Source organism: Longimicrobiaceae bacterium (assembly GCA_036375715.1).
GTDB lineage: Bacteria > Gemmatimonadota > Gemmatimonadetes > Longimicrobiales > Longimicrobiaceae > DASVBS01.
Map to the genome: position 1 here is coordinate 255,874 of DASVBS010000065.1, position 22,437 is coordinate 278,310.

Genomic DNA, 22,437 nt, shown 5'->3' on the forward strand with positions numbered 1-22,437 from the left:
CGTGGCTGCGAAGTTGGATAGCGCTGCCGCCTTTGGCGGCTCTCCTCTCCCCAAGATTGCGGGAGTCGAAGGGGCTGACGTGAACGCGGAGATCAACGTCACCCCCATGATCGACGTCATGCTGGTGCTGCTGATCATCTTCATGGTCATCACGCCAGCCCTGGCGGGGTACGCCCTGACCCTGCCCAAGGCGTACACGGCGGGCCCGGAGAAGGACGACCGGGTCACACTCGGAATCGACGCGCAGGGGCGCTATCACGTCGAGGAGTCGGCCGGGGTCGTTCCGCCAGAGCAACTCGCGGACGCGCTGCGAGCCGCTTATGCGACCCGGCCAGGCGACCACGTGCTGTACCTCAAGGCCGACGTCGGCGTGGAGTACAGCGTTGTACTGACCGCCATCGATGCAGCGCGTGCGGCCGGGGTTCGGCGCATCGGCGCCATTACCGAGACGGCGGCTTCCGAAGCTGCGGAACCAAGGAGGTAACCGATGGCAATGGCAGTTGGTGGTTCCAAGGGAGGCCCCACGTCGGACATCAACATGACGCCGATGATCGACATTCTGTTGGTGCTGCTGATCATCTTCATGGTGGTCCAGCAGGGTCTGCAGAAGGGTCTCAGCGTACAGGTGCCGCCGATTGAGGAGACGCCCACCGCGCAGAACGTCGACCAGATCGTGCTCGAGGCACTGCCTGGGAATCAGTTCGCGATCAACCAGCAGCCGGTCTCGGCCGCCAACCTCCAGGGGCGGTTGAACGAGATCTTCGCCCCGCGGACGCGGAAGGTGATTTTCGTGAAGGGTGCGGAGGAAATCGCCTACGGCCAGGTGGTGTTCGCGGTTGACGCTGCGCGGGCAGCCGGCATTGAGGTCGTGGGTTTGGTGCCAAGGGCGCCAAACCAGTAAGCCGGTCTCGATCGGTCCGTACTAGCCGGAAAACGCAAAAGATCGTCGCGGGGTTGCCGTCGGTGCCCCAAGACGATCTTTCGCGTTTTCTATGTTTTGCCACGGGCTGACGAGCTATCCCGTTCCTAACCCTTTCGCGCAATCCCCAGCCGGTACTCTTCTCCCTCGCGGTGCACCTCCAACGGATGTCCGAACGCACCGCTGAGACGCTCCGAGGTGAGCACCTCTTCCTTCCTCCCGTCGGCCACTACCCTTCCCTCTCGCAGCAGCAACACCCGCTCGATCTCCGGTAAGATCTCCTCCACGTGGTGGGTGATGAGCAAGAGCGTCGTGCCGTCTGCGGCAATGCGGCGCAGATCGGAGAGAAACTCGCTGCGCGCCACCAGGTCGAGGCCCGTCGTCGGCTCATCCAGCACCAGGACCCGAGGCTCGTTCACCAACGCGCGGGCGATCAACACCCGACGCGCCTCACCGGTCGACATCTCGTTCACCGGCCGGTCCGCGAGGTGTGCGGCGGCGATTCGCTCCAGGGCCCGTCGGGCCCGCTCCCGCATCGACTCCGTGACGCGGTGGTGCAGAAAGAGCATCTCGCTGGCGAAGAAGCCCGAGACCACCGCTTCCAGCGCCCGCAGGTGCCCGATGGCGGATCCGTTCACGAAGCGCTGGTGGAGGTCGGGGGAAACGATCCCCAGGCGGGTGCGCAGCTCGGTGACGTCCCAGCGATCACGGCCGAAGAGCCGCACCGGCGAAATCCCATCGCGCCGGAACACCGGATAGCACTCTCGCGTGAGGAGCTGGATGAGCGAGGATTTGCCCGACCCGTTGGGGCCGACGATGGCCAGGTGCTCGCCCGAGAAGACAGTGAGGGTGACCTCGTCGAGCACGGCACGCCCACCCTTGATCAGCGTGGCACGGTCGAGCTCGAGAACGGGTTCGGCAGACATCTACAATTCGGTCGTCGGGTTCGGAAGTACGGAGTCTGAAGCGGGTTCAGGAGTAGCGAGTCGATGGTCGGGGTCCGTCCGGAGCGATCGCGTCCGCTGTCGTTGGCACCTGCGATCACCAGCCGCGGAAGCTCGGCCAGTGTTGCAGCTCGCTCGAGCCGTCGGCGGGAATTACCTCGTAGCCGTCGAACTGCGCGGCCGTGGCGCAGGCGTGGTTGGGAAGGATGCGCAGGCGGCTGCCCACGGGCAGCTCCGGAGGTGCTCCTTTTTGACCCGGCCGCACGCTGACGATGCCGTGCTCCTGGGTAGCATTCGCCACGATCAGGTCATCCATCACGCGCCCGTCCACGTCGCACACCAGCCCGTATCCCTGGTCGACCGCATGGCTGGCCGTGCCGCGGTCCCGCGACAGACCCATCCACCCCGCGTCCACGATGATCTGGCCGCGCCCGCGCTGATGGCCGATCACCGTGGCCAGCACGGAGATGGCGATGTCGTCGAGGCTGCAGACGCCGATGCCCGCCATCATCAGATCCATGAAAACGAAAACGCCCGCGCGCACCTCGGTGACACCGCTGAGATCACGCGCGAAGTGGGCGGTCGGCGTCGAGCCCACGCTCACCACCGGCGCGGGGAGCCCCGCGGCTCGCAGCGCCTCGGCGGCGGTGACCGCCGCGTGCCTTTCGCGCTCGGCGAAGGCGGTCAGCGCCTCCGGGGTGGACGCCCGGTAGCTCCCCCCGGCGTGTGTAAGCACCCCACGCAGGTCGGCCCCGCCTTCCGTCAGGAGGCGGCCGATCTCGATCAGCACCGGATCGGTAGGGTTCACACCGGCACGCACACCGTCCGAGTCGATCTCGATCAGCGTGGGGATCGGGTCGTTCGCTTCCCGCGCGGCACGCGCGACCTCGGCGGCCTGCTCAGGCGAATCCGCAATGACCGCGAGGTCGCAGCCCGAGGCCCGAATCGCGAGGACGCGCGGCAACTTCTGCGGCGCGATGCCCACCGCATAGAGGATGTCGCGCACACCCGCCTGCGCGAAGACCTCGGCTTCCTTGAGCGTAGATACCGTGGCCGGTCCGTCTTCGTTCTTGAGCACACGACGGGCGACCTCCACCGACTTCGCCGTCTTGAGGTGAGGTCGCAGGGGAACCCCCAGGTCGTCCAGGCGCCGACGCAGCCGCTGAATGTTGCGGAGCATGCGCGCTTCGTCCAGCACCAGGCTGGGAGTCGGCAGCTCAGCGAGGGGGTTGGACATGGGCATCTTCGGGGCGGAGTTCGCGAGGAGACCAGGAGAGAAGGAGACAAGGGGAGAAGGAGTGACGGGGTGACGAGGTGACAAGGTGATCGCGGCGTAGCAGGGGGCACAAAGTACTTGAACCCCGCGGATGGCGCATCTATCGTGACAAGCTGCGACGCTTCCTTCCGAGTGCGCCCTCCGCGCTGTTCGCGCCCACCCTCCCCGCACCCCTTGCGGGCCATGGAACCGGAGCAGTGGCAAAGGGTCCGGACGCTCTTCGACGAGCTGGTCGAGCTCGAGCCCCAGGCACGAGAGAGACGCCTGGCCCTGATTGCCGTCGAAGAACCCGTGCTGCGCGATCTCCTCGCTAGCTTGCTCTCCGGGGATAAGCGCAGCAGCGGGCCCATCCGGCCTGCCGTGCCTGGAGAGGCGGTTCGCCCGAACCTCAACGAAGGCGCGGACTGGCTGGGCCTGACCGGTCGCCATCTGTCCCATTTCCGCATCCTCGAACCGCTCGGCTCGGGCGGAATGGGAGCGGTCTACCGCGCCGACGACAGCCGGCTGGGTCGGCCTGTCGCCCTCAAGTTTCCTCTTCCCCACACCCGCCTCGATCCTCGTTCCCGCGAGCGCTTTCTTCGTGAAGCGCGCGCGCTCGCGGCAGTGGACCATCCCAACCTGTGCACGATCTACGAGATCGGGGAGACTCCGGAAGGGCAGCTGTTCATCGCAATGGCGCTCTACGAGGGCGAGACGCTGGCTGCTCGGATGGAGCGCGACGGGGCGTTCGAGATTGACGAAGCGGTAGCGATTGCGGAGCAGGTGACTGCGGGTCTGGCGCGGGCCCACGCCGCGGGAGTGGTACACCGGGACCTCAAGCCAGCGAACATCATGCTGCCCCGTGACGGTCCGCCCAAGCTGCTTGATTTCGGACTCGCTCGTTCAGATGAGCTCAGCCTGACCGGGCCCGGAGTCGCCATGGGAACGCTCGCGTACATGGCTCCCGAGCAACTCAGGGGAGAGAGGGTCGATGAACGAGCGGATCTCTGGGCGGTCGGGGCCATCCTCTACCAGATGTTGACGGGGCGTCGTCCGTTCGGCGGGGCGTCGGAGGCCGCCATCTACCACGGCGTGCTCACCACCGCTCCCATTCCGCCATCGAACCTGCGACCCGATCTTCCTGCCTCCCTGGATACCTGCGTCCTGCGACTCCTGGAGAAGGACCCCGATCGGCGGTATCCGTCGGCCCAGGCGCTCGCGGAGGCGCTGTCTGAAGTTCGGCACGGCGCGACGAGCCTGCTGGGAGGGGTTCCAGCCGGCGCGGGAGGGCATGGCGGTTGGCGTGGCACCCGTCCCCAGCGTCGCTGGACAGCCGCGCTGATCGGAGGCGTTGCCCTCCTGGCGGCAGCTCTTGTAGTCACCCTCGGGGTCGACGCGTATCGCGCCCGGAGCGCTGGCGATCCGGTGTCGATCGCCGTGCTCCCCTTCACCAACCTCTCTCCGGACGCGAAGTCCGACGCGGTCATCGCCGGCCTGCACGGAGACGTGGTGACCCAGCTCACCAAGTTCAGGCGCCTGCGCGTAGCGAGCCAGGGGGCGGTGGCTCAGTATGCCGAGCGCGCCGAACCGCCCAGGGCAATTGCGGACTCACTCGGTGTCGCGAGGCTGCTGGAGGGGACGGTCCAGCAGACGAGCTCCGGCGTGCGCGTCAATGTACGGTTGATCGATCCCGTCGACGGCGGCCTGCTGTGGGCCGAGGTGTACGATTCGGACGCAGCCGGGCTGTTGACCCTGCATCGCGCAATTGCGACCGCGGTTGCCGCGGAGCTGGGTATCACGCTCTCTACCGAGGAGCAACGGAATCTCGCGCAGGCCGCCACCGACGATCCGGGTGCTCTCGAGGCCTACTGGGAGGGACTGTTCCACGCCCGCCAGCTCACCCCTGCAGACCTGGAGATCGCCCTCGATGCCTTCGATCGGGCAATCGCGCTGGACCCGGACTTCGCGCTGGCGTGGGCCGCCAAATCCGAAGCGTGTGTTTCAGCATTCGTAGCGCTGATGGTGGAGAGCCTGGAGCCCTGCGCCGTGGCTGGGGAGACCGCGCTGGCGCTGGATGAGGATCTTGCCGAGGCCCACGCAGCGATCGCCATGGTGGCGATGCTTCGTTGGGAATGGGAGCGCTCCGAGGCGGAATTCATCCGCGCGCTCTCGCTGGACCCGCGTTCGAACCCGGCGAAGCAGAACTATGGCATACTGCTGCGCGTGCTGAGGCGTCCGCAGGAGGCGATGCAGCAGTTCCTGCAGGTGGCGGAAGAGAGTCCCGACAACCTTTACGCGCGAACCCAGATCGGCTGGGCGCTGTTCGACCAGCAGCGGTACAGCGAGGCGCTGGCGCAATACGGGGAAGTGATGCGGCGCGACCCCACTCTCTGGCTCCCAATCTACGGGCAGGGACTCGTGTACGCGATCCTCCGAGATACGCTGCGCTTGCGACAGACGATTGAACGGGTCAGGCCGCTGACGGCGGAAGGCGCTCCGCATCTGGCCATCCTGGAAGGATGGGACTTCGCGCTTCGAGGTCGACGCGAGGAAGCTCTCTGGAGGGTTCAAGCGGCGTGCGGGGGGCCGGATTCGGTGAGGTGCCCGGGCATGCGTGCAGGGATCCTGCATGCCCTCGGAGCCGACGAGGAAGCTCTGACCGAGCTGGAGAAGGCTGCGCGCCTGCGCGACCCCTTCCTGCCGAACACGCTCTCCGAGCCCTGGTTCGACGATCTCGGGAATCACCCGCGCCTGGTGGCACTCCGGCGGAGGATCTGGACGGAGCGGGGCTGACGGGGCCGTCGCGGTAACCCACCCGACATGGCCAAATAGATCGAGCGAATCGGGTATCGTGCCTTTCACCGCGACGCTAGCGCATCGCGAAGAGCGCCTCGAAGGCAGGATCGTGCCACAGATCCCGAAATCCGGGCTCGTCGTGCGTGATCCGCGGGTCGGAACGAGGCAGCCCGCCGCGATCCCTTCCCTCCCGTAGCTTACGTAGCGCCGCCTCCTTGTCGCCCGAAGCTGCGAGGATTTGAGCCTCCCAGATTTCGTGTGCCATGTAGTAGTGCGGCCCCTGATCACCCGGCAGGCGCGCGATCCCCTCGAGGGCCGCGCGGACCCCCGCATCGTCGCGCATCTTCGCGGCGGCGATACCCCGCAGCGCCAGCACCAGACCTTGATTGGCGGTTTGGGGGCTGCCGACGAGCCATCGATCGGGAGGGAGGAAGATGCTGTCCACGGCAGCTCTCATCTCCCGCCAGCGCTGCAGATGCAGCAGCGCCCCGGCGCGAGCCACGCGGTAGAACGGTGTCCGCTGCACAGAATCCGGAAGCTGCTGAAAGCCCTGAAGCGCGAGTGCAGCGAATCGGCGCGCGGCAGCCTCGTGGCCGTGCCACGCAAGCTCGTCGGCCATGTCGCGATAGGTGTCGGCGCCACCCCCCGGGAGGGTGGTGCGCCGCGCCTCCGCCATCCGCAGCTCGATCTCCTCCACCCGGCCGAGAGCGGCCAGGGAGGCCAGTCCGAAGTAGAAGTTGCGCACGAACTCAGGATGTCGCTGGCGGGCCTGCTCGGCGACCCGGATTGCCCCCTCGTTATCCCCGAGGAGGTGAAGCACTTCGATGTGGACTTCGTCGGTGAAAGGGTTGTTGACGTGCAGCCCCCGGGTGAGATCCATGTTGCGGAAGAGCTCCGCCGACTCCCGCAGCCGCCCCGACCAGACGCCGGCAAAGGCCAGGCGGAGTTGGGCTTGGGCGGATGCCGGTTTGAGGGCGAGCACGCGTCGACCGATATCCCAGGCAGCTTCGTAACTGCGGTGACACAGCGCCTGCGTCTGAGCGACTTCCAGTCGGATCGTCTCGGGTACCCGATCGCGTCGGAGCTGCAGCTCACGCCAGATCGAGTCGATAGGGGCACAGTCACCAAGGCCGATGTAGCTCCAGGTCAGCTCGTCCAGGATCTGAAGGAAGGTGGAATCGAGAGCGAGCGCCCGACGCGTCCCCTCCATCCAGGCTCCGAAATCGGAGCGCTGGAGTTCCGCGAAGGCCTCGAGGTACGCCCGGTAGGCGTCGTACGATGGCGGCGACTGGCCGGCGACCTGCTCCAGAGGGTTGGCTGGGTCCAGGTGCATCGCGAGCGCTCCGAGTACCTCGTTCCGGAGGTGTTCCACCTCCTCGAGTGGGCCGTTGACCGTGCCGCGAAATGGCCCCAGCTCCCGAAGCACCGTTCCCTCCTCGGCGTCCGTGATCCTCGCGATCATCAGGAGGTCGTCGCCCTGCCGGTGATAGCTTCCAGTGACCACGAGTCCCGCACCAGTCTCCCGGGCTAGCGCCTCCAGCATGGCGGCGTTCCGGACCGGCGGCTCGCCAAGAGAATAGTCCGCAACCTCGGCGATGGAGTGTTCGGTGAGCCCCAGCGTGATCCAATGGGCCGCCATCTGACCGCGGATATCCAGGGACGGATCGCCGGTCAGGTTCAGAAACGGCGAGACCACTACAAGACGCGGATTCAGCGTCTCCCGGCCGCTTTCCCGCGCCGTGCCAACGATCCAGAGGAGCGCTCCCAGCGTGACCACCCCGGCCCCGGCCGCAGCGCGGCGGTGGACGGCGGTCCATCGGGTACGAGGCCTCGCCTGGCGGAGCGGACGCGAGATCGCTCGGGCACTGCCAGCAGCGATGCCAGCCAGCATCTCCGCCAGCTCCGCCGCGCTCCCGGCGCGCAGCTCGGGGTCCTTGCACAGGAGCAGCAGCACCAGCTCTTCGAGCGCGGCCGGGATACCGCTGCGCAACGATGACGGGGTGGTCGGTTCGTCGTGCAGGATCGCCCGTGCTACGGCGGTTTCACTGGAGCCGTCGAACGGCCGGCGCCCGGTCAACATCTCGTAGGTCACCACACCCAGCGCCCACAGATCACTCCGCCCATCCGACTGGCGGCCCTCGATCTGCTCGGGTGCCATGTAGGCTGCGGTTCCCAGCAGGACTCCCGATCCGGTCAGATGCTGATCTACCGATCTGGCGAGCCCGAAATCGAGGATCTTTACCGTCCCGTCCGGCAGCAGCATCAGGTTGCCCGGCTTCAGGTCACGGTGGACGATCCCCGCGCCGTGCGCACAGGCGAGCCCCTCGGCGACCTGCCGCGCAATCTTCAGTGTCTCATCGATCGAAAGGCTCCCCTCACGCGACAGACGCGCGCGGAGCGTCTCGCCAGGATAGAGGGGCATGGCGAGGAAGAGCCTGCCGTCTTCGCTCTCTGAAGCCTCGTGAATCGTGCAGAGATTCGGGTGGTCGAGCGCGGCGGCGAGGTGCGCCTCGCGGAGGAAGCGCTCCTTGGAGGAAGAATCCAGCGTGAGGTGCGGGAGAAGGAACTTCAGCGCCACCGTGCGGCCCAGGCGCGTATCCACCGCCCGGTAGAGCACACCCATCCCACCTGCACCGAGCGGCTCCAGGACGCGGAAATGCGCGACGGTCTGTCCCGCGAGACCGAAGGGATCCTGCCCCGGAAGGGGCGCCAGCGGAGGGGCCAATCCCGCGCTACTGCGCTCGTCGGCAGCCAGCAGAGACGCGACCGCGTCGTGCAGGTCCGGGTCCCTGTGCGCCAGGACGGCAAGGCGCTCGGCTCGCTCCTCAGGAGCGAGCAGTACCAGTTCGTCGAACAGGGAGCGTGTCTGCCTCCACCTCGCTGCGTCCATAAGAGGAACCCGGGGCAGCGGACGGAATCGGCGCCAGGATCAGCCTCTCGCATGATAATCCGACAGCCGGCTCGGTCCAAGTCCGCTGGCACACATACTGAAGCAATCGGCTCTACCAGAGCCGGCATCGGATCCTCCAACCCGGATGCGACTGATGGCCGCGACCGCCCCCCAGTCGGAAGCCGTGACCGACACCTTCCCCATCAACGGCACCGACCACATCGAGTTCTACGTAGGTAACGCCCGGCAGGCCAGCCACTTCTACCGCTCCGCCTTCGGCTTCCAGCTGGTTGGCTACCGCGGCCCCGAGACCGGGGTGCGGGAGAGGGCCAGCTACCTGCTGCAACAGGGGGAGATCCGTTTCGTTCTGACCACGGCGCTGCGCCCCGACTCACCGATCGCCGATCACGTCCGACGGCACGGAGACGGGGTTCGCGACCTCGCGCTCTGGGTGGACGATGCTCGCGCGGCCTACGAGGTCGCGGTCGAGCGCGGCGCGCGCTCGGCCCGGCCCCCGGAGGTGCTTCGCGACGCGCACGGGGAGGTGGTGATCGCCGCGATCGAGACGTACGGAGACACCATCCATTCGCTGGTGGAACGGCGCCACTACGACGGACTCTTCCTCCCCGGCTTCGAGGCGGTCACACCGCACTATCAACCGCCAGAAGTCGGGCTGCGCTACGTCGACCACTGCGTGGGCAACGTCGAGCTCGGGCAGATGAATCGGTGGGTGGCGTACTACAGTCAGGTGATGGGCTTCCGCAACCTGCTCACCTTCGACGACAAGGACATCAGCACGGAGTACTCGGCGCTGATGTCGAAGGTGATGGCCAACGGCAACGAGCGCATCAAGTTCCCCATCAACGAGCCCGCCCGCGGAAAGAAGAAGTCCCAGATCGACGAGTACCTGGAGTTTTACGGAGGGCCCGGGGTGCAGCACATCGCGGTCGCGACGGATGACATCCTCGGTACAGTCACCTCGCTGCGTGACCGTGGCGTCGAGTTCCTGAGCGTGCCCACCACCTATTACGACGAGCTGCAGGCACGCGTCCGCACGATCGACGAGCCGGTCGAGGCACTCGCGGAGTTGGGCGTCCTGGTCGATCGGGATCCGGACGGCTACCTGCTGCAGATCTTCACCAAGCCGGTGCAGGACCGCCCCACCGTCTTCTACGAGATCATCCAGCGCAAGGGAGCACGCAGCTTCGGGAAGGGCAACTTCAAGGCGCTCTTCGAGGCAATCGAACGAGAACAGGCTCGCCGAGGCAACCTCTGACGACCCGTAAGCCGCGCCGGCCACCCCGGCCGGCCGCGGAAATGGGCGGTCCCGGGGGACAGGCATACCCCTACGCAGGAGCCGCACGATGGACGAAGGAACCGCCACGCAGGTCCCTCCCGGACTGACCACTACACGCGCTCCTTTCATCGAAGCCGCGCAGGCCAGCGGGACGCTCTACATCCACCAGCCGTACGAGCTGTATTCCGAGGCGAATCACGAGGCCTGGAGCCGCCTCTACGCCCGGATGCACGACCGCTGGGAGCGCTACGGAAATCGCCGGTATCTCGAGGGGCTGGCGCTGCTCGAGCTCGATCCGCAGCGCGTGCCGCGGCTCGAAGAGGTGAACCGATTCCTGCAACCGCGGACCGGATTCAAAGCCAGGGCGGTCAGCGGCTACGTGCCCGCGTACCTCTTCTTCGACTGCCTGCGAAGGCGCGAATTCCCCACCACCATCACCGTACGCGACGGGCGCACGCTCGACTACCTCCCCGAGCCGGACATCTTTCACGACATCGCCGGCCACGTGCCGATGCACACGGATCCGGCCTTCGCCGAGGCGCTGGTCCGCTTTGGCGAGTTCGCCCGGAACGCCGCGGGGCGCGTCGCCGCAATGACCGACCACGACGAGCGCCTCCGCCGCGTCACCAGCATCATCAAAGCCCTGGCCCGCTTCTTCTGGTTCAGCGTGGAGTTCGGGCTGATGCGCGAAAACGGGCGGCTGAAGGTATACGGCAGCGGCCTGCTCAGCTCCTACGGAGAGATCGAGCACAGCGTGGAATCTCCGGAGGTCCAGCGATTCCCCTTCCAGCTCGAGTGGGTCATCAACCAGTCCTTCGAGATCGATCACTACCAGCCGCTGCTTTTCGTCGTGGAGGGTTTCGACCACCTCTTCGAGCTGGTGGGCGAACTGGAGAAGTGGATGATGAAGGGACGTCTCGACAACGTGGCGCCGGGCGAACCGGCGGTCAGCGCGCTGGACCTGGAGAGCTTCCTGGAAGCCGGGGGACCCGTGGTGGATAGCGCATCGCCCTCACCGGTCCCCGAACCCTGACCCGGAGGTCGCGATGCCGATCTACCACACGCTCGGCCAGATTCCGCGCAAACGGCACATCGCCTTCCGGCGACCCGACGGAGGGCTCTACTCCGAGCAACTGGTGGGGCATGAAGGATTCACCGGAACCTCTGCCCTGCTCTACCACATCCATCCGCCGACCACCGTGGAATCGGCCCGTCGGCTGAAAGAGATCCGTTACGAAGCCGAGGACGACGGCACCCTCCGTCACCGGCATTTCCAGACTCGCCGGGTCGACCGGGGCGGCAGCCCGACGCTGGACCGCATCCCGCTGCTGTTCAACGGCGACATCGCCATGCTATACGCGGAACCGGACGAAGAGGACGCTCACTTCTACCGGAACGCGCAGGCGGACGAGGTCGTGTACGTGGCCAAGGGGGGCGGGGTGCTGGAGACGCAGTACGGCGACCTGCCCTTCCGCGAGGGGGACTACCTGGTGATTCACCGGGGCATCCTGCACCGGTACCGGTTCGACGCTCAGGGTGACCCACCCAAGCTGCTCGTGTTCGAAAGCCGGGGGCACGTGCGGTGGCCGAAACGGTATCGCAACGAGTTCGGTCAGCTCGTCGAGGGCGCCCCGTACTCCGAGCGCGACATCCGGCGGCCCACGCAGCTACGGACATACGACGAGCGAGGAGCCTTCCCCATCCTGATCAAGCAGTACGATGGGCTCACGGAGTTGATCCTCGATCACCACCCCCTGGATGTGGTCGGGTGGGACGGGTACTTCTACCCATGGGCCTTCAACATCCACGACTTCGAGCCGATCGTCGGGCGGGTACACCAGCCGCCTCCGGTGCACCAGACCTTCCAGGGCGACGGCTTCGTCATCTGCTCCTTCTGCCCCCGACCGTACGACTTCGACCCGGAGGCGATCCCCATCCCCTACAACCACAGCAACGTGGATTCCGACGAGGTGATCTACTACGCCTCCGACGAGTTCATGAGCCGGAAGGGGATCGAGTTCGGTTCCATCACCCACCACCCGGACGGGATCCCGCATGGCCCTCATCCCGGCCGCGCCGAGGCCGCGCTCGGTCAGAAGCGCACCGACGAGCTGGCGGTGATGATGGACTCCTTCCGCCCACTGCGGGTGACGCGGGAAGCGCTCGCGATCGAGGACCCGAGCTATCACAGGTCGTGGGTGGAGGCGCAGCACGCGGCGGCGGCGCCGGCGCAGACGTGAGGTCCGATTTCCGCGCCGGCCGCCGCGAATTACGAATTACGAATTACGAATTACGAATTACGAATTGCGAATTATGAACCTGTCCCCTGAGCGGCGCCCCGCAGGGGCGGAGCGAAGGATCGCATGGTGCCGGCCCGCGATCTTTCGCTGTCGCTCAGGATGACCTCCGGTTTCATTTAAACGAAAGGCCGTAATTCGTAATTCGTAATTCCTAATTCAAAATCCAAAATTCAAAATTCAAAATTATCAAGTCAGATGCCTCCGCTCGCGCCGCGCTATCGTCGCTTGCCGCACAGTTGGATCGACCGCATGCCGGAGCGGAGAGCGGCGGTGCGGGCGGCGGGGTTGGATCTGATCGACCTGGGGGCGGGGGACGCCGATCTGCCGCCGCCGGCGGGGGTGGTAGAGGCGCTTGCGGCGGCCGCGGAAGATCCCTCGCTCAGCCGCTACGGGTTCGACCTCGGCTACCCGCCGTTCCGGGAGGCGATCGCCCGCTTCATGCGCCAGCGCTTCGGCCTCGAGGTGGATCCCTATCGCGAGGTCGTTCCCCTGCTCGGCAGCAAGGAGGGACTCAGCCACATCGCGCTCGGCTATCTCTCCCCGAGCGACGTGGCGATCGTACCCGATCCGGGGTTCGTCTCCTACCTCGGCGGCACGCTGATCAGCGAAGCGACGCCGTGCCTTGTTCCGCTGCGCGCGCGCAACGATTTCCTGCTCGATCTCTCGGAGGTCCCCGCTGACATGCTGGTCCGCGCGCGCGTCCTCTACCTCAACTATCCCAACAACCCCACCACCGCGATTGCAACCCGCGAATACCTCCAGAGCGTCGTCCGCTTCTGCACCGAGCACGACCTCCTCCTCCTCTACGACAACGCCTACAGCGAGCTGGCGTACGACGGGTATCGGCCACCTAGCATCCTGGAGATCGACGGGGCGCGGGAGACAGCGATCGAGTTCCACTCCCTATCCAAGACGTACAACATGACCGGCTGGCGTCTCGGCTGGGCGGTGGCTCGCCCCGAGCGTGCGGAGGTGCTCTCCCACCTCAAGACCTTCTTCGACATGGGGCACTTCATGCCTGTGCAGGCCGCCGGCGCGACCGCGCTCGAGAGCTGGGAGGAGTTCGTGCCGCAGAACGTCGAGCGCTTCCGGCGGCGGCGAGATGCCGCGGTCGCGGCGTGGCGCGCCGCAGGCTTCGAGCTGGAGACGCCCCGGGCAACGATCTATCTCTGGATTCGCCTCCCCGACGGCGTGCCGGATATCGCTTTCGCAGAGCGGTTGATGGAGAAGGCGGGTGTGCTGATCATCCCCGGATCCGGATTGGGCGACTCCTGCGCCGGCTACTTCCGTGTGTCGCTGACCACTTCCGAAGATCGGCTGGTGGAAGCGGCAGGCCGGGCTCAAGAGGTGCTGGCGCGCATGCGGACACCGCCTGCTCGTACCGGAACGCACCCGTGAGCGCGACGGTCGAGGCCGTAGATGGGCAGGTGCTCTGGGCGGCGGATGCCTCCCGCCGCGCGGGGGTGCGCCTGCTCGAGTTCGCTCGGGTGGCAGAAGCTTTCGGAGCGCCCGCCACCCGCTTGTCCGGTGACTATCTCGACTACCCTGCTCTGCATGCCTGGTCGCTGCGGGATCCCGGCCGCTTCTGGGCCGCGGTATGGCAGTACTGCGGAATCGTAGGGGAGGGAGCGCCCGATCCGACCAACCCCGGATCCTTCCTCGGACTGGACCGGATGGCTCCTCCAGACCCTGAGCTGGGGCCGCGCTGGTTCATCGGCACCCGGCTCAACTATGCCGAGAACCTGCTGCGCGGGAGGGGCGACCAGCCAGCGCTGGTGAGCTGGGACGAAACAGGCCGCTGCGCCACCCTGACCTTCGATGAGCTGCGCCGAGCGGTAGCCCGCTGCGCCGCGGGATTACGCGCGCTTGGCGTGGAGGGGGGCGACAGGGTGACTGCGTACCTTCCCAACCGGACGGAGGTGGTCGTCGGCATGCTGGCGACGGCGTCTGTCGGCGCGGTGTGGTCGAGCGCCTCACCGGATTTTGGCGTTGACGCCGTCGTGGACCGCTTCGGGCAGATCGAGCCGCGCGTCCTGCTCGCCTGCACGGGCTACCGCTACCTCGGCCGATGGAACGACTGCCGCTCGCGACTGCGCACGATCGTGGGGCGCATCCCGTCGATCGAGCATACCGTCCTGGTCGGTCAGGAGGGGGACCGCACGGTCGCCGACGGCCTGCCAGGTGGGATGGGCTGGGACGAGCTGTGCTCCGAACCGGGCGCGGAGCTACGCTTCGAGCGACTCCCGTTTGACCACCCGCTCGCGATCCTCTACTCCTCCGGAACCACGGGGCTGCCGAAGGGGATCATTCACGGTGCCGGCGGGACCCTCCTGCAGCACCTCAAGGAGCTGGTGCTGCACACCGACCTCCACGCGGGCGACCGGATCTTCTACTTCACCACCTGCGGGTGGATGATGTGGAACTGGCTCGTCTCCGCACTCGCGGTCGGCGCTACCCTGGTCCTGTACGATGGCGCCGCGCTGGCGCCCGGAGTGCGACGCGGCTCCAGCTCTCGGCCCGTCCGCCCGGAGATCCTCTGGGATATGGCCGAGGCCGAGCGCGTGACAGTCTTCGGCACGAGCGCAGCCTACCTGTCCCGGATCGAAAAGGAAGGTCTGGATCCCGGCCGCACGCACTCCCTCGATGCCCTGCGGACCATCCTCTCCACTGGCAGCCCGCTCGCCGGCCGCAGCTTCGATTACGTCTACCGATCGATCAAGGCCGACGTGCACCTCGCCAGCATCAGCGGGGGGACCGACATCGTCTCCTGCTTCGTGCTGGGGGTACCGACCCGCCCGGTGCGGCGGGGCGAGATCCAGGGAGCCGGGTTGGGGATGTCGGTCGAGGTGTGGTCGCCCGAAGGGCGGCGGCTGGTGAACACGCCGGGGGAGCTCGTCTGTACCCGGCCGTTCCCCAGCATGCCGATCGGGTTCTGGAATGACCCGGATGGGGCCAGGTACCGCCGCGCGTACTTTGACCATTACCCCGGGGTGTGGCGGCATGGAGACTGGGCCTGTGAGACCGAACACGGCGGATGGGTGATCTACGGCCGCAGCGACGCAACCCTCAATCCGGGGGGCGTGCGGATCGGCACGGCGGAGATCTACCGGCAGGTCGAGCGCATACCCGAGGTGCTCGAGTGCCTGGCAGTGGGACAGGAGGTCGACGGTGCTGAGCCCGGGGACACTCGCGTGCTCCTCTTCGTCCGTCTTCGTCCCGGCGCCTCGCTCGACCGGGCTCTCGAAGACCGGATTCGGCGTGAGATCCGGGAGAAAGTGAGTCCCCACCACGTGCCGCAGCGGATCCTCGAGGTGGCCGACCTCCCCCGCACGATCAGCGGAAAGCTCAGCGAGGTCGCCGTGCGCGAGGCAATCCATGAGCGGCCGGTGGCCAACCGCGATGTCCTCGCCAACCCGGAATCCCTGGACTTTTTCGAGTCCCTCGCCGCCCGAACCGGTGATGGTTGACGGGCACGGCCGCCGAAGCCCCCCTCCACCGCGGGCAGCGAGGGTGTTGCTCAGCGGCATCGTCGATTACGCCGGGCTCTTCCCGCCCGCAGCGCTGACCATGTGGTCGGCGGTGCAGAACTACGCTGCCTACCGAAGCGGGGTGGATGCGTGGGCACTGGGTCGCTTCGTTGCGCCCGCCGTGCGGCTCCACGAGCTGGCCACAGCAATCGCCGGACTGGATCCTGAAGGCACGTTTACGGGCTGGCGCGTCAGCGCCCTGCTGGAAAATGACCTGGAGGGCGACCTGGAACGGGTGCGGGTGTTCAACGCGGGACCGGAGGCGGCTCACCGCGCCATTGCCGTGGATTCGCTCGAGCTGAAAGGATGGGGCGAGGAGCAGATCCGCCGCGCACTCGAAACCGTGGCTTCGGGGCTGCCCTCTCGCATCGAGATCTACGTGGAGCTTCCCCTGGGCGGAGAGCCAGGGAAAGCAGCCGGGCCCGAACGCCGGGAGACGGGCGTCAACGTTCCGGTCGAACCGGGCGAGCTGATTGCGAGTGGTCTTCTCCGACTTATCCGCGATGCCGGCGGGTGCGCCAAGGTGCGCACCGGGGGAGTGAGGCCAGAGCTGTTCCCGCGTCCGGAGGCACTGCTGCGCTTCCTGCGGGGTTGCGCCGAGGCGGATCTCCCCTTCAAGGCCACCGCGGGACTCCACCACCCGATAACCGGTCGGTATCCGCTCACCTACGAGGCGGATAGCGCCAGGGCCACCATGTACGGCTACCTCGACCTCCTCTTCGCTGCGGCGCTCATCCTCCGAGGCGCTCCAGACAACCTGGTCCTGGAGGCGCTGCGGGAGAGCAACATCGCCTCCTTCCACCTCGGTGAGGAAGCGGCCGCCTGGCGGGAGCAACGCCTCACGCTGGACGAGGTACGCCGGGTACGGGAGCGATCGCTCGTGTCGTTCGGTTCGTGCTCCTTCCGGGAGCCGCTGGACGAGCTCGCCCCCCTGACCCTGGGCGCAAGCTCACGCAGCGAACGGGAGGCGGCGCCATGAACGACACGCACGATCCCGATCTACGTTCGTGGGTACCCGGCGCGGGCGCGACCGATTCCGATTTTCCCATCCAGAACCTGCCGTTCGGCGTCTATCGGCGGCGGGGGGCAAGCGAAGCGCCACGTGTCGGGGTGGCGATCGGCGAGATGATCCTCGACGTGGCGGGCTGTGCGGCGGCGGGGCTTCTGGAGGGTGACGGGAGAGTCGCCGCAGAGGCCTGTGCCGCCCCGTCACTGAACGCACTGATGGCGCTCGGGGCCGCGCCCGCCTCGACGCTGCGGGCGCAGCTCAGCGCGATCCTGCGCACTGGTCCGCGCGCGTCACACTTCGAGGCGGCCACCCGGGACCTGCTCACCCCTCAGGCGGAGGCAGAGCTTCTCCTGCCCGCCGTGGTAGGCGACTACACCGACTTCTACGCCTCCATCCATCATGCGACCCGTGTCGGGCGGATCCTTCGCCCCGATCATCCCCTCCTCCCCAACTATCGATGGCTGCCGATCGGGTACCACGGGAGAGCCTCCTCTCTGGTGCCGAGCGGCCATCCGGTAATCCGGCCGCGCGGACAGTGCGCTCCGGCCGGCGACGGCCCGCCCACTGTCAGGCCGACGAGGCGTCTCGATTACGAGGGCGAGGTGGGCGCGCTGGTGGGAACGGAAAACGATCTCGGCCGGTCCGTCCCGCTGGCCGAGGCCGAGCGACACCTGTTCGGGATCTGCCTCGTGAACGACTGGTCGGCGCGGGACATCCAGGCCTGGGAATACCAGCCGCTGGGACCCTTCCTGGGAAAGAGCTTTGCCACCACCCTCTCGCCCTGGGTTGTGACCATGGAGGCACTGGAGCCTTTCCGTACGCCTCTGACTCCTCACGGCCCCGACGATTCCCCGCTGCTCGGCTACTTGGACGATGCAGCGGATCGGGCGCGCGGCGGCATCGACGTGACGGTGGAGGCGTGGCTGAGCTCGAAGAGAATGCGGGAGATGGCGATGCCGCCGGTGCGCCTTGCCGTGGGTCGTACCCGTGACCTGTACTGGACATTCGGGCAGATGCTCGCCCACCACACCAGCAATGGCTGCAACCTGCGCACGGGCGACCTGATCGCGAGCGGCACGATTTCCGGACCCGAGGAGGAGTCCGGCGGATGCCTGCTGGAGCTGACGCGCGGGGGCACGCGGCCGATCCGGCTGCCCTCCGGCGAGGAACGGACCTTCCTGGAAGACGGGGACGAGGTGATCCTGCGCGGGTACTGCGAACGGGACGGGTGGGTCAGGATCGGCCTTGGCGAATGCCGGGGTGTCGTGCTGCCCGCGGAGAATGCATCGGCGTAATCCGGTTTGTGGCCTGACCCCGTGCTCCCCCTCACCGAGCCAACACCGGCTGCTCCATCGTTCGGTAGAAGTCCTCCAGGATCGACTCCCGATCGAAATTCTCCCGGACCACGATGGTGTGCTGGTTCCCCGGCCGCTCCGCCCATCCGTCCACCTGCAGGCGCGGGGCGTGAACCCGCCTCGCCTGGGCCCAGGAGGAGTCCTTCACGATGGCCACCGCGGCCAGGTCGTAGAGAGCGCGCGAAGGAGGGTCGCCGTTCAGCTCGATGTGCTCGAATAGATCGACCGAGTAATCTCCGAAGGTGCTGAACTGACCGCCGTTTCGGCCTGTCACCGGTGGGGAGACACGGGGACCTTTGCCGGGCATGCGGGCACGGATCTCCTCCAGAGTCGCCCGCACGGCGTCGGTTCCCGAAGGGTAGCCGTAGCGCACCACCGCAAGCTCGAGCTCGGCAGTCGTATCCAGGACGAAGTTCACGGCTGCCGGGTCGTTCTCGAGGTTGTACTCACCCGGATCCGGGTAGTTGGAGCCCAGCCAGACGATACGAACTTTCGAAGCGATAGAAGGGTCTTTCGCGAGAGCGAGCGCAATGTTGGTGAGCTTGCCGATCGGGAGGAGGACCAGGGGTCGCTCGTCTTCGGCATGAGCCTGCTCGATGATGAAGTTCACCGCCGCATCGCCGTCGAAGTCGTTCTCGTCGAGGTGAGGGGCTATCTCTTCGAACGACCCGTCGGCGCCGGGCAGTACCGGGATCCTTCCTTCCAGCCCGGCCAGACGAACCACCCGCTCCGCTTCGGCGACGTGCTGCTCGACCCCGCCGCCGGCACGTGTACGGTTGACCGTGATCCCCTCCACGTCGAAGACATCGCCGTTGAAGAGCAGGTAGGCAATGGCGTGTTGATCGTCGACCTCGTTGTTCGCGTCGGTGTCGAGAATCACGCGAATCCGTTGGTCGGAGGAGGTGGGACCTTGCATCGTGCAGGACGCGGCCAGCAGTATCGGGAACAGAATGCGTAATCGTGACGGTAACATGGATCGTGCCGGCGGTGTTGCTCGCGTTCGGAGGGTGACTGGACGGACCCGGCGCCTGTTCCCAGCTCCATTCGCGGCGTGGGCAGGCACGACGTACTCGTTTCCGTGAGTGTCACGGCAGCGGGGGCAATCCCGTCAAAGGTATGTCGGCGATTCGTTCCGCAACTCCGGAGACGCCGGGGGAAGCGGTGAGGTGAACCTTTGACCCAACCGGGAGGAACGAGGAACGAAATGGAGCAGAGGATCTCGTATCGGGAAATCGCACCTGGAGCGCTGCAGGCAATGTTCGGCCTCGAGCGGTACGTTCATGAGAGCGGGCTCGAGCATGAGCTACTTCACCTGGTCAAATATCGCGCATCGCAGATCAACGGATGCGCGTACTGCCTCGATATGCATTCCAAGGACGCCCGTGCGCTCGGGGAAAGCGAGCAGCGGCTGTACACCGTGTCAGCCTGGCGCGAGACACCGTTCTTCACTCCGCGAGAGCGAGCTGCCCTGGCCTGGACGGAAGCCCTCACCCTGATCTCGGAAAACGGAGTCCCGGACGAGCTCTACGAGGAGGTACGGCAGCACTTCTCGGAGAAGGAGCTCGTCGACCTGACCATGGCGGTGGTAGCGATCAACGGCTGGAACCGGCTGGCCATCTCGTTCCGGCCGCCGGTGGGATCCTATCAGCCGGCCGCCGCAGCCGCTTGACGGGTCCCGGGTGCCCTGCGGCCTCGCCGCGGGGCATCACCCCACACCCTCTACACCTACCGACCGAACCTCTCTTCGATCCAGTCCCCGATCACCTCGAGCGCCGCCGGGGAAAAGGTCTCCTCGATCTGCGAATACTCCACTACCAGGCCGGTCCGCGCGGGCTGGAAGAGATGGTTCAAGCCGGGCATCACCCGCACCGTGGCGTCCGGGTGGTCCGCCCAGATCTCCTCAAGAACCGGGACGCTCTGGGATGGGGGCACCTGCCGGTCCAGCTCCCCGTACAGCGCGAGCACCGGGACGTCCAGTGCCTCGAGCGAAGGACGCGGGTCGAACGCCAGCAGGCCGCGGAACCACGGTGTGGTCTGAACGACTAGAGACTGCTCGAGCTGCGCGCGCCCCTGAGGAGACTCCGATCTGGCACGCAGCTCCGTCGCTCCCGGAGGAAGGGCGGCGAGCCACTCGTTGAACGCAGCGCGCATCTGCGCAACGGCACGAGCACTATCGGGTTCCGAGCGCAGGATGTCGAGCATACGGCGCGTCAGCGACACCTGCTCTTCCACGAGGGTGTCGCCCGATACCTCCAGCATCAGCCGGGACTGAGCGAGAAGCAGATCGTACGGCGGCACCGCGGGGCCGGCCAGCATCACCACGAAGGAGAGGGCATCCGAGCGGTTGGCCAGCACTGGAGCGACCCACCCTCCCTCGGAATGCCCGACGACTCCCACCCGGTCCGCATCGATCCGCGGGTGCGCGCGCAGGTACTCGATTCCCGCCGCCGCGTCGCCCACGTTGTCGTCGATCGTGGCAGACATCACGTTGCCCGAAGAGCCGCCAACCCCCCGGTCGTCCACGCGCAGCACCGCGATTCCTCGTCGGGTCAGGTAGTCGGCGATGACGAGAAACGGCTTGTGCCCCATCAGCGTCTCGTCGCGATCCTGGGCGCCGGACCCGGTGAGGAGAATGACGGCGGGAAACGGCCCCTCCCCCGGCGGCAGGGTCAGGGTGCCGGCGAGGGTCGTTCCGTCGTCCGGGTTCCGGTAGGTGACCTCGGTGGACGTGTACGGAAACGGAGGGGTCGGGTGCTGCGGTCGACGCCACGCAAGCGCGCTGTCGCCGCGGGCTAGGGACATCGAGAGGGAGGCCCCGCTCTGCGACCACCGTCCCTGGATGTGGGTTCGCTGAGCATCCACCTCACCGGCGAAGGATCCTCGCACTGAGGGAACCCCGAAGCGCAGCGAGTCGCCCGTCAGCCGCATCCCTGCGATCGGGAGGTCCGCCACACCCTGGTCCGGGCTATCCAGGGTGGCGATCACCTGCCCGCACGGCGCCTCGCCAATCTCGAGACCCAGACGCAGCACCACCGCCCCGTTCTGCTCCAGCCCTCCACTCCAGTACCCGACCAGCTCACGCGCAGGCGCCTGCTGCGCTGCGTCGACCCGGCTCAGGGCAACCGCTCGCTCATCCGTGCCGATTCGTAGAGTACCGGTCAGCGAGTCCCCGCTCAGAGTCGCTGACAACTCGGCCGGTTGTTGCTCCTCTCCCCACGGCCCGCGTACACGCACAGAAGTCCCTTCCACCCGGGCGGAATCCAGCGGTTGGGACACGACCCTCGCGGACAGCACATGCACGCTGCCACCCCACCCTCCCGCCGTGCGCCCGAGCTCGAGGAGCGCCACACCATCACCGTCCTGACCCAGCCAGCACCCGCCAGGATCCTGTGCGCCGACGGGGATCGCGGATGCCACGAACAGCAATGCGGCGACCGTCGCGAGTGACTTCATCGAGGTTTCCTGTGGCAGAACGGGGATGTATCGGTGTGCGCCGCGCAGCGGATGGTTGCCGGCAGAGCGCCGGCGAGGGCGATCACGTGACGATAGATAGATCTGTGCGTCGATCCGGATGATCCGTCAAGGAGAGAGGTGCCGCTCGGGTGGGAGATACGAGCCCAGCATGGTCGATAGGCAGCCCGCCGACCTGCCTCTGCAGGCCGGCGGGCGTACGTACGCGACGCGAAGACTAGCTCACCGGCTCGAGCTGCGCGACCGTGGCGTGAGCGGCGCTCCCCTCCCCGTCCACCTGCGGAGCAAGCCCTACCGTGTCCATCGTGGAAGTGTCCGTAGTGGTCGTATCTCCGGGCATTCCGGAGGGCTCACCGGTCCCGCCGTTCTGGGTAGCCGGTTGACAACCGGCCAGGAGGAAGAGGGCCGCAGCCCCGGCGATCAGGCGTCGGTTGCGATTCACGTTCATACCTCCTGCTAAAGTTACAGCTTCCGGCGGACCGAACGCGAACGGTCCGCGCACGTCGTGTGCCGGGTCGACTGCGACGCGCGCTCGTAAAACGATTGAGGGCAGCGTTTTCTCGGACTTTCGTCCCCGGACCGCACGCTCATTGAGCTCGGCGTGCCGGATATAGAGGATGGGTTCGGCATCCGTGACGCTTGCCGGCCCAATCATCCGGTCAGCCAGGGCCGCT

At 66.9% G+C, this 22,437-nt stretch carries 17 protein-coding genes; 11 read left to right on the forward strand and 6 right to left on the reverse strand.

Annotated elements, in window-relative coordinates:
- The first annotated feature begins 1 nt into the window (after position 1).
- Together VF167_14535 and VF167_14540 are read left to right on the forward strand one after the other, a co-directional pair.
- On the forward strand, positions 2-484 hold the full coding sequence (locus tag VF167_14535) for a biopolymer transporter ExbD (GenBank protein HEX6926636.1): 483 nt from the start codon (positions 2-4) through the stop codon (positions 482-484).
- Positions 485-487: 3 nt separating this feature from the next.
- Complete coding sequence (locus VF167_14540; GenBank protein HEX6926637.1) at positions 488-901, forward strand: biopolymer transporter ExbD; 414 nt, start codon at positions 488-490, stop codon at positions 899-901.
- 125 nt (positions 902-1,026) lie between these two features.
- Here VF167_14540 and VF167_14545 read toward each other — a convergent pair whose 3' ends face one another.
- Complete coding sequence (locus tag VF167_14545) at positions 1,027-1,845, reverse strand: ATP-binding cassette domain-containing protein (protein ID HEX6926638.1); 819 nt, start codon at positions 1,843-1,845, stop codon at positions 1,027-1,029.
- 115 nt (positions 1,846-1,960) lie between these two features.
- Positions 1,961-3,100, reverse strand: a complete 1,140-nt coding sequence (locus tag VF167_14550; protein ID HEX6926639.1) for a DSD1 family PLP-dependent enzyme — start codon at positions 3,098-3,100, stop codon at positions 1,961-1,963.
- Positions 3,101-3,322: 222 nt separating this feature from the next.
- Between VF167_14550 and VF167_14555 the strand changes: the two genes are divergently transcribed.
- Entirely contained in the window at positions 3,323-5,911 is a 2,589-nt protein-coding gene (locus tag VF167_14555) for a protein kinase (GenBank protein ID HEX6926640.1), read from the forward strand.
- Between the two features lie 76 nt (positions 5,912-5,987).
- Here the strand turns inward: VF167_14555 and VF167_14560 are convergent, their stop codons facing one another.
- Complete coding sequence (locus VF167_14560; GenBank protein HEX6926641.1) at positions 5,988-8,804, reverse strand: serine/threonine-protein kinase; 2,817 nt, start codon at positions 8,802-8,804, stop codon at positions 5,988-5,990.
- A gap of 154 nt (positions 8,805-8,958) precedes the next feature.
- On the opposite strand from VF167_14560, the gene hppD reads away from it, so the two are divergent.
- The 7 genes from hppD to fahA all read left to right on the forward strand — a co-directional run bounded on the left by hppD (position 8,959) and on the right by fahA (position 18,232).
- Positions 8,959-10,080 (forward strand): 4-hydroxyphenylpyruvate dioxygenase, encoded by a 1,122-nt coding sequence (hppD, locus tag VF167_14565; protein HEX6926642.1) that lies wholly within the window; start codon positions 8,959-8,961, stop codon positions 10,078-10,080.
- A gap of 88 nt (positions 10,081-10,168) precedes the next feature.
- Positions 10,169-11,134 (forward strand): phenylalanine 4-monooxygenase, encoded by a 966-nt coding sequence (locus VF167_14570; protein ID HEX6926643.1) that lies wholly within the window; start codon positions 10,169-10,171, stop codon positions 11,132-11,134.
- 13 nt (positions 11,135-11,147) lie between these two features.
- Positions 11,148-12,341 carry a homogentisate 1,2-dioxygenase gene (locus tag VF167_14575; protein HEX6926644.1) on the forward strand — a complete coding sequence of 398 codons (1,194 nt, stop codon included), beginning with the start codon at positions 11,148-11,150 and terminating at the stop codon, positions 12,339-12,341.
- A gap of 255 nt (positions 12,342-12,596) precedes the next feature.
- Positions 12,597-13,799 carry an aminotransferase class I/II-fold pyridoxal phosphate-dependent enzyme gene (locus VF167_14580; GenBank protein HEX6926645.1) on the forward strand — a complete coding sequence of 401 codons (1,203 nt, stop codon included), beginning with the start codon at positions 12,597-12,599 and terminating at the stop codon, positions 13,797-13,799.
- Positions 13,796-15,868 carry an acetoacetate--CoA ligase gene (locus VF167_14585; GenBank protein ID HEX6926646.1) on the forward strand — a complete coding sequence of 691 codons (2,073 nt, stop codon included), beginning with the start codon at positions 13,796-13,798 and terminating at the stop codon, positions 15,866-15,868. The genes VF167_14580 and VF167_14585 overlap by 4 nt, the downstream gene beginning before the upstream one ends.
- A gap of 46 nt (positions 15,869-15,914) precedes the next feature.
- Complete coding sequence (locus VF167_14590) at positions 15,915-16,907, forward strand: hypothetical protein (GenBank protein ID HEX6926647.1); 993 nt, start codon at positions 15,915-15,917, stop codon at positions 16,905-16,907.
- A complete protein-coding gene (gene fahA, locus VF167_14595) occupies positions 16,904-18,232 on the forward strand; it encodes a fumarylacetoacetase (GenBank protein HEX6926648.1) in 1,329 nt (442 codons plus the stop codon). The genes VF167_14590 and fahA overlap by 4 nt, the downstream gene beginning before the upstream one ends.
- 31 nt (positions 18,233-18,263) lie before the next feature.
- Here fahA and VF167_14600 read toward each other — a convergent pair whose 3' ends face one another.
- Complete coding sequence (locus tag VF167_14600) at positions 18,264-19,172, reverse strand: nucleoside hydrolase (protein ID HEX6926649.1); 909 nt, start codon at positions 19,170-19,172, stop codon at positions 18,264-18,266.
- A 324-nt stretch (positions 19,173-19,496) separates the two neighbouring features.
- On the opposite strand from VF167_14600, the gene VF167_14605 reads away from it, so the two are divergent.
- Positions 19,497-19,961, forward strand: a complete 465-nt coding sequence (locus VF167_14605; protein HEX6926650.1) for a carboxymuconolactone decarboxylase family protein — start codon at positions 19,497-19,499, stop codon at positions 19,959-19,961.
- 56 nt (positions 19,962-20,017) lie between these two features.
- Here VF167_14605 and VF167_14610 read toward each other — a convergent pair whose 3' ends face one another.
- Together VF167_14610 and VF167_14615 are read right to left on the reverse strand one after the other, a co-directional pair.
- On the reverse strand, positions 20,018-21,745 hold the full coding sequence (locus tag VF167_14610) for an alpha/beta fold hydrolase (protein ID HEX6926651.1): 1,728 nt from the start codon (positions 21,743-21,745) through the stop codon (positions 20,018-20,020).
- Between the two features lie 235 nt (positions 21,746-21,980).
- Positions 21,981-22,205 carry a hypothetical protein gene (locus tag VF167_14615; protein HEX6926652.1) on the reverse strand — a complete coding sequence of 75 codons (225 nt, stop codon included), beginning with the start codon at positions 22,203-22,205 and terminating at the stop codon, positions 21,981-21,983.
- Positions 22,206-22,437 lie beyond the last annotated feature (232 nt).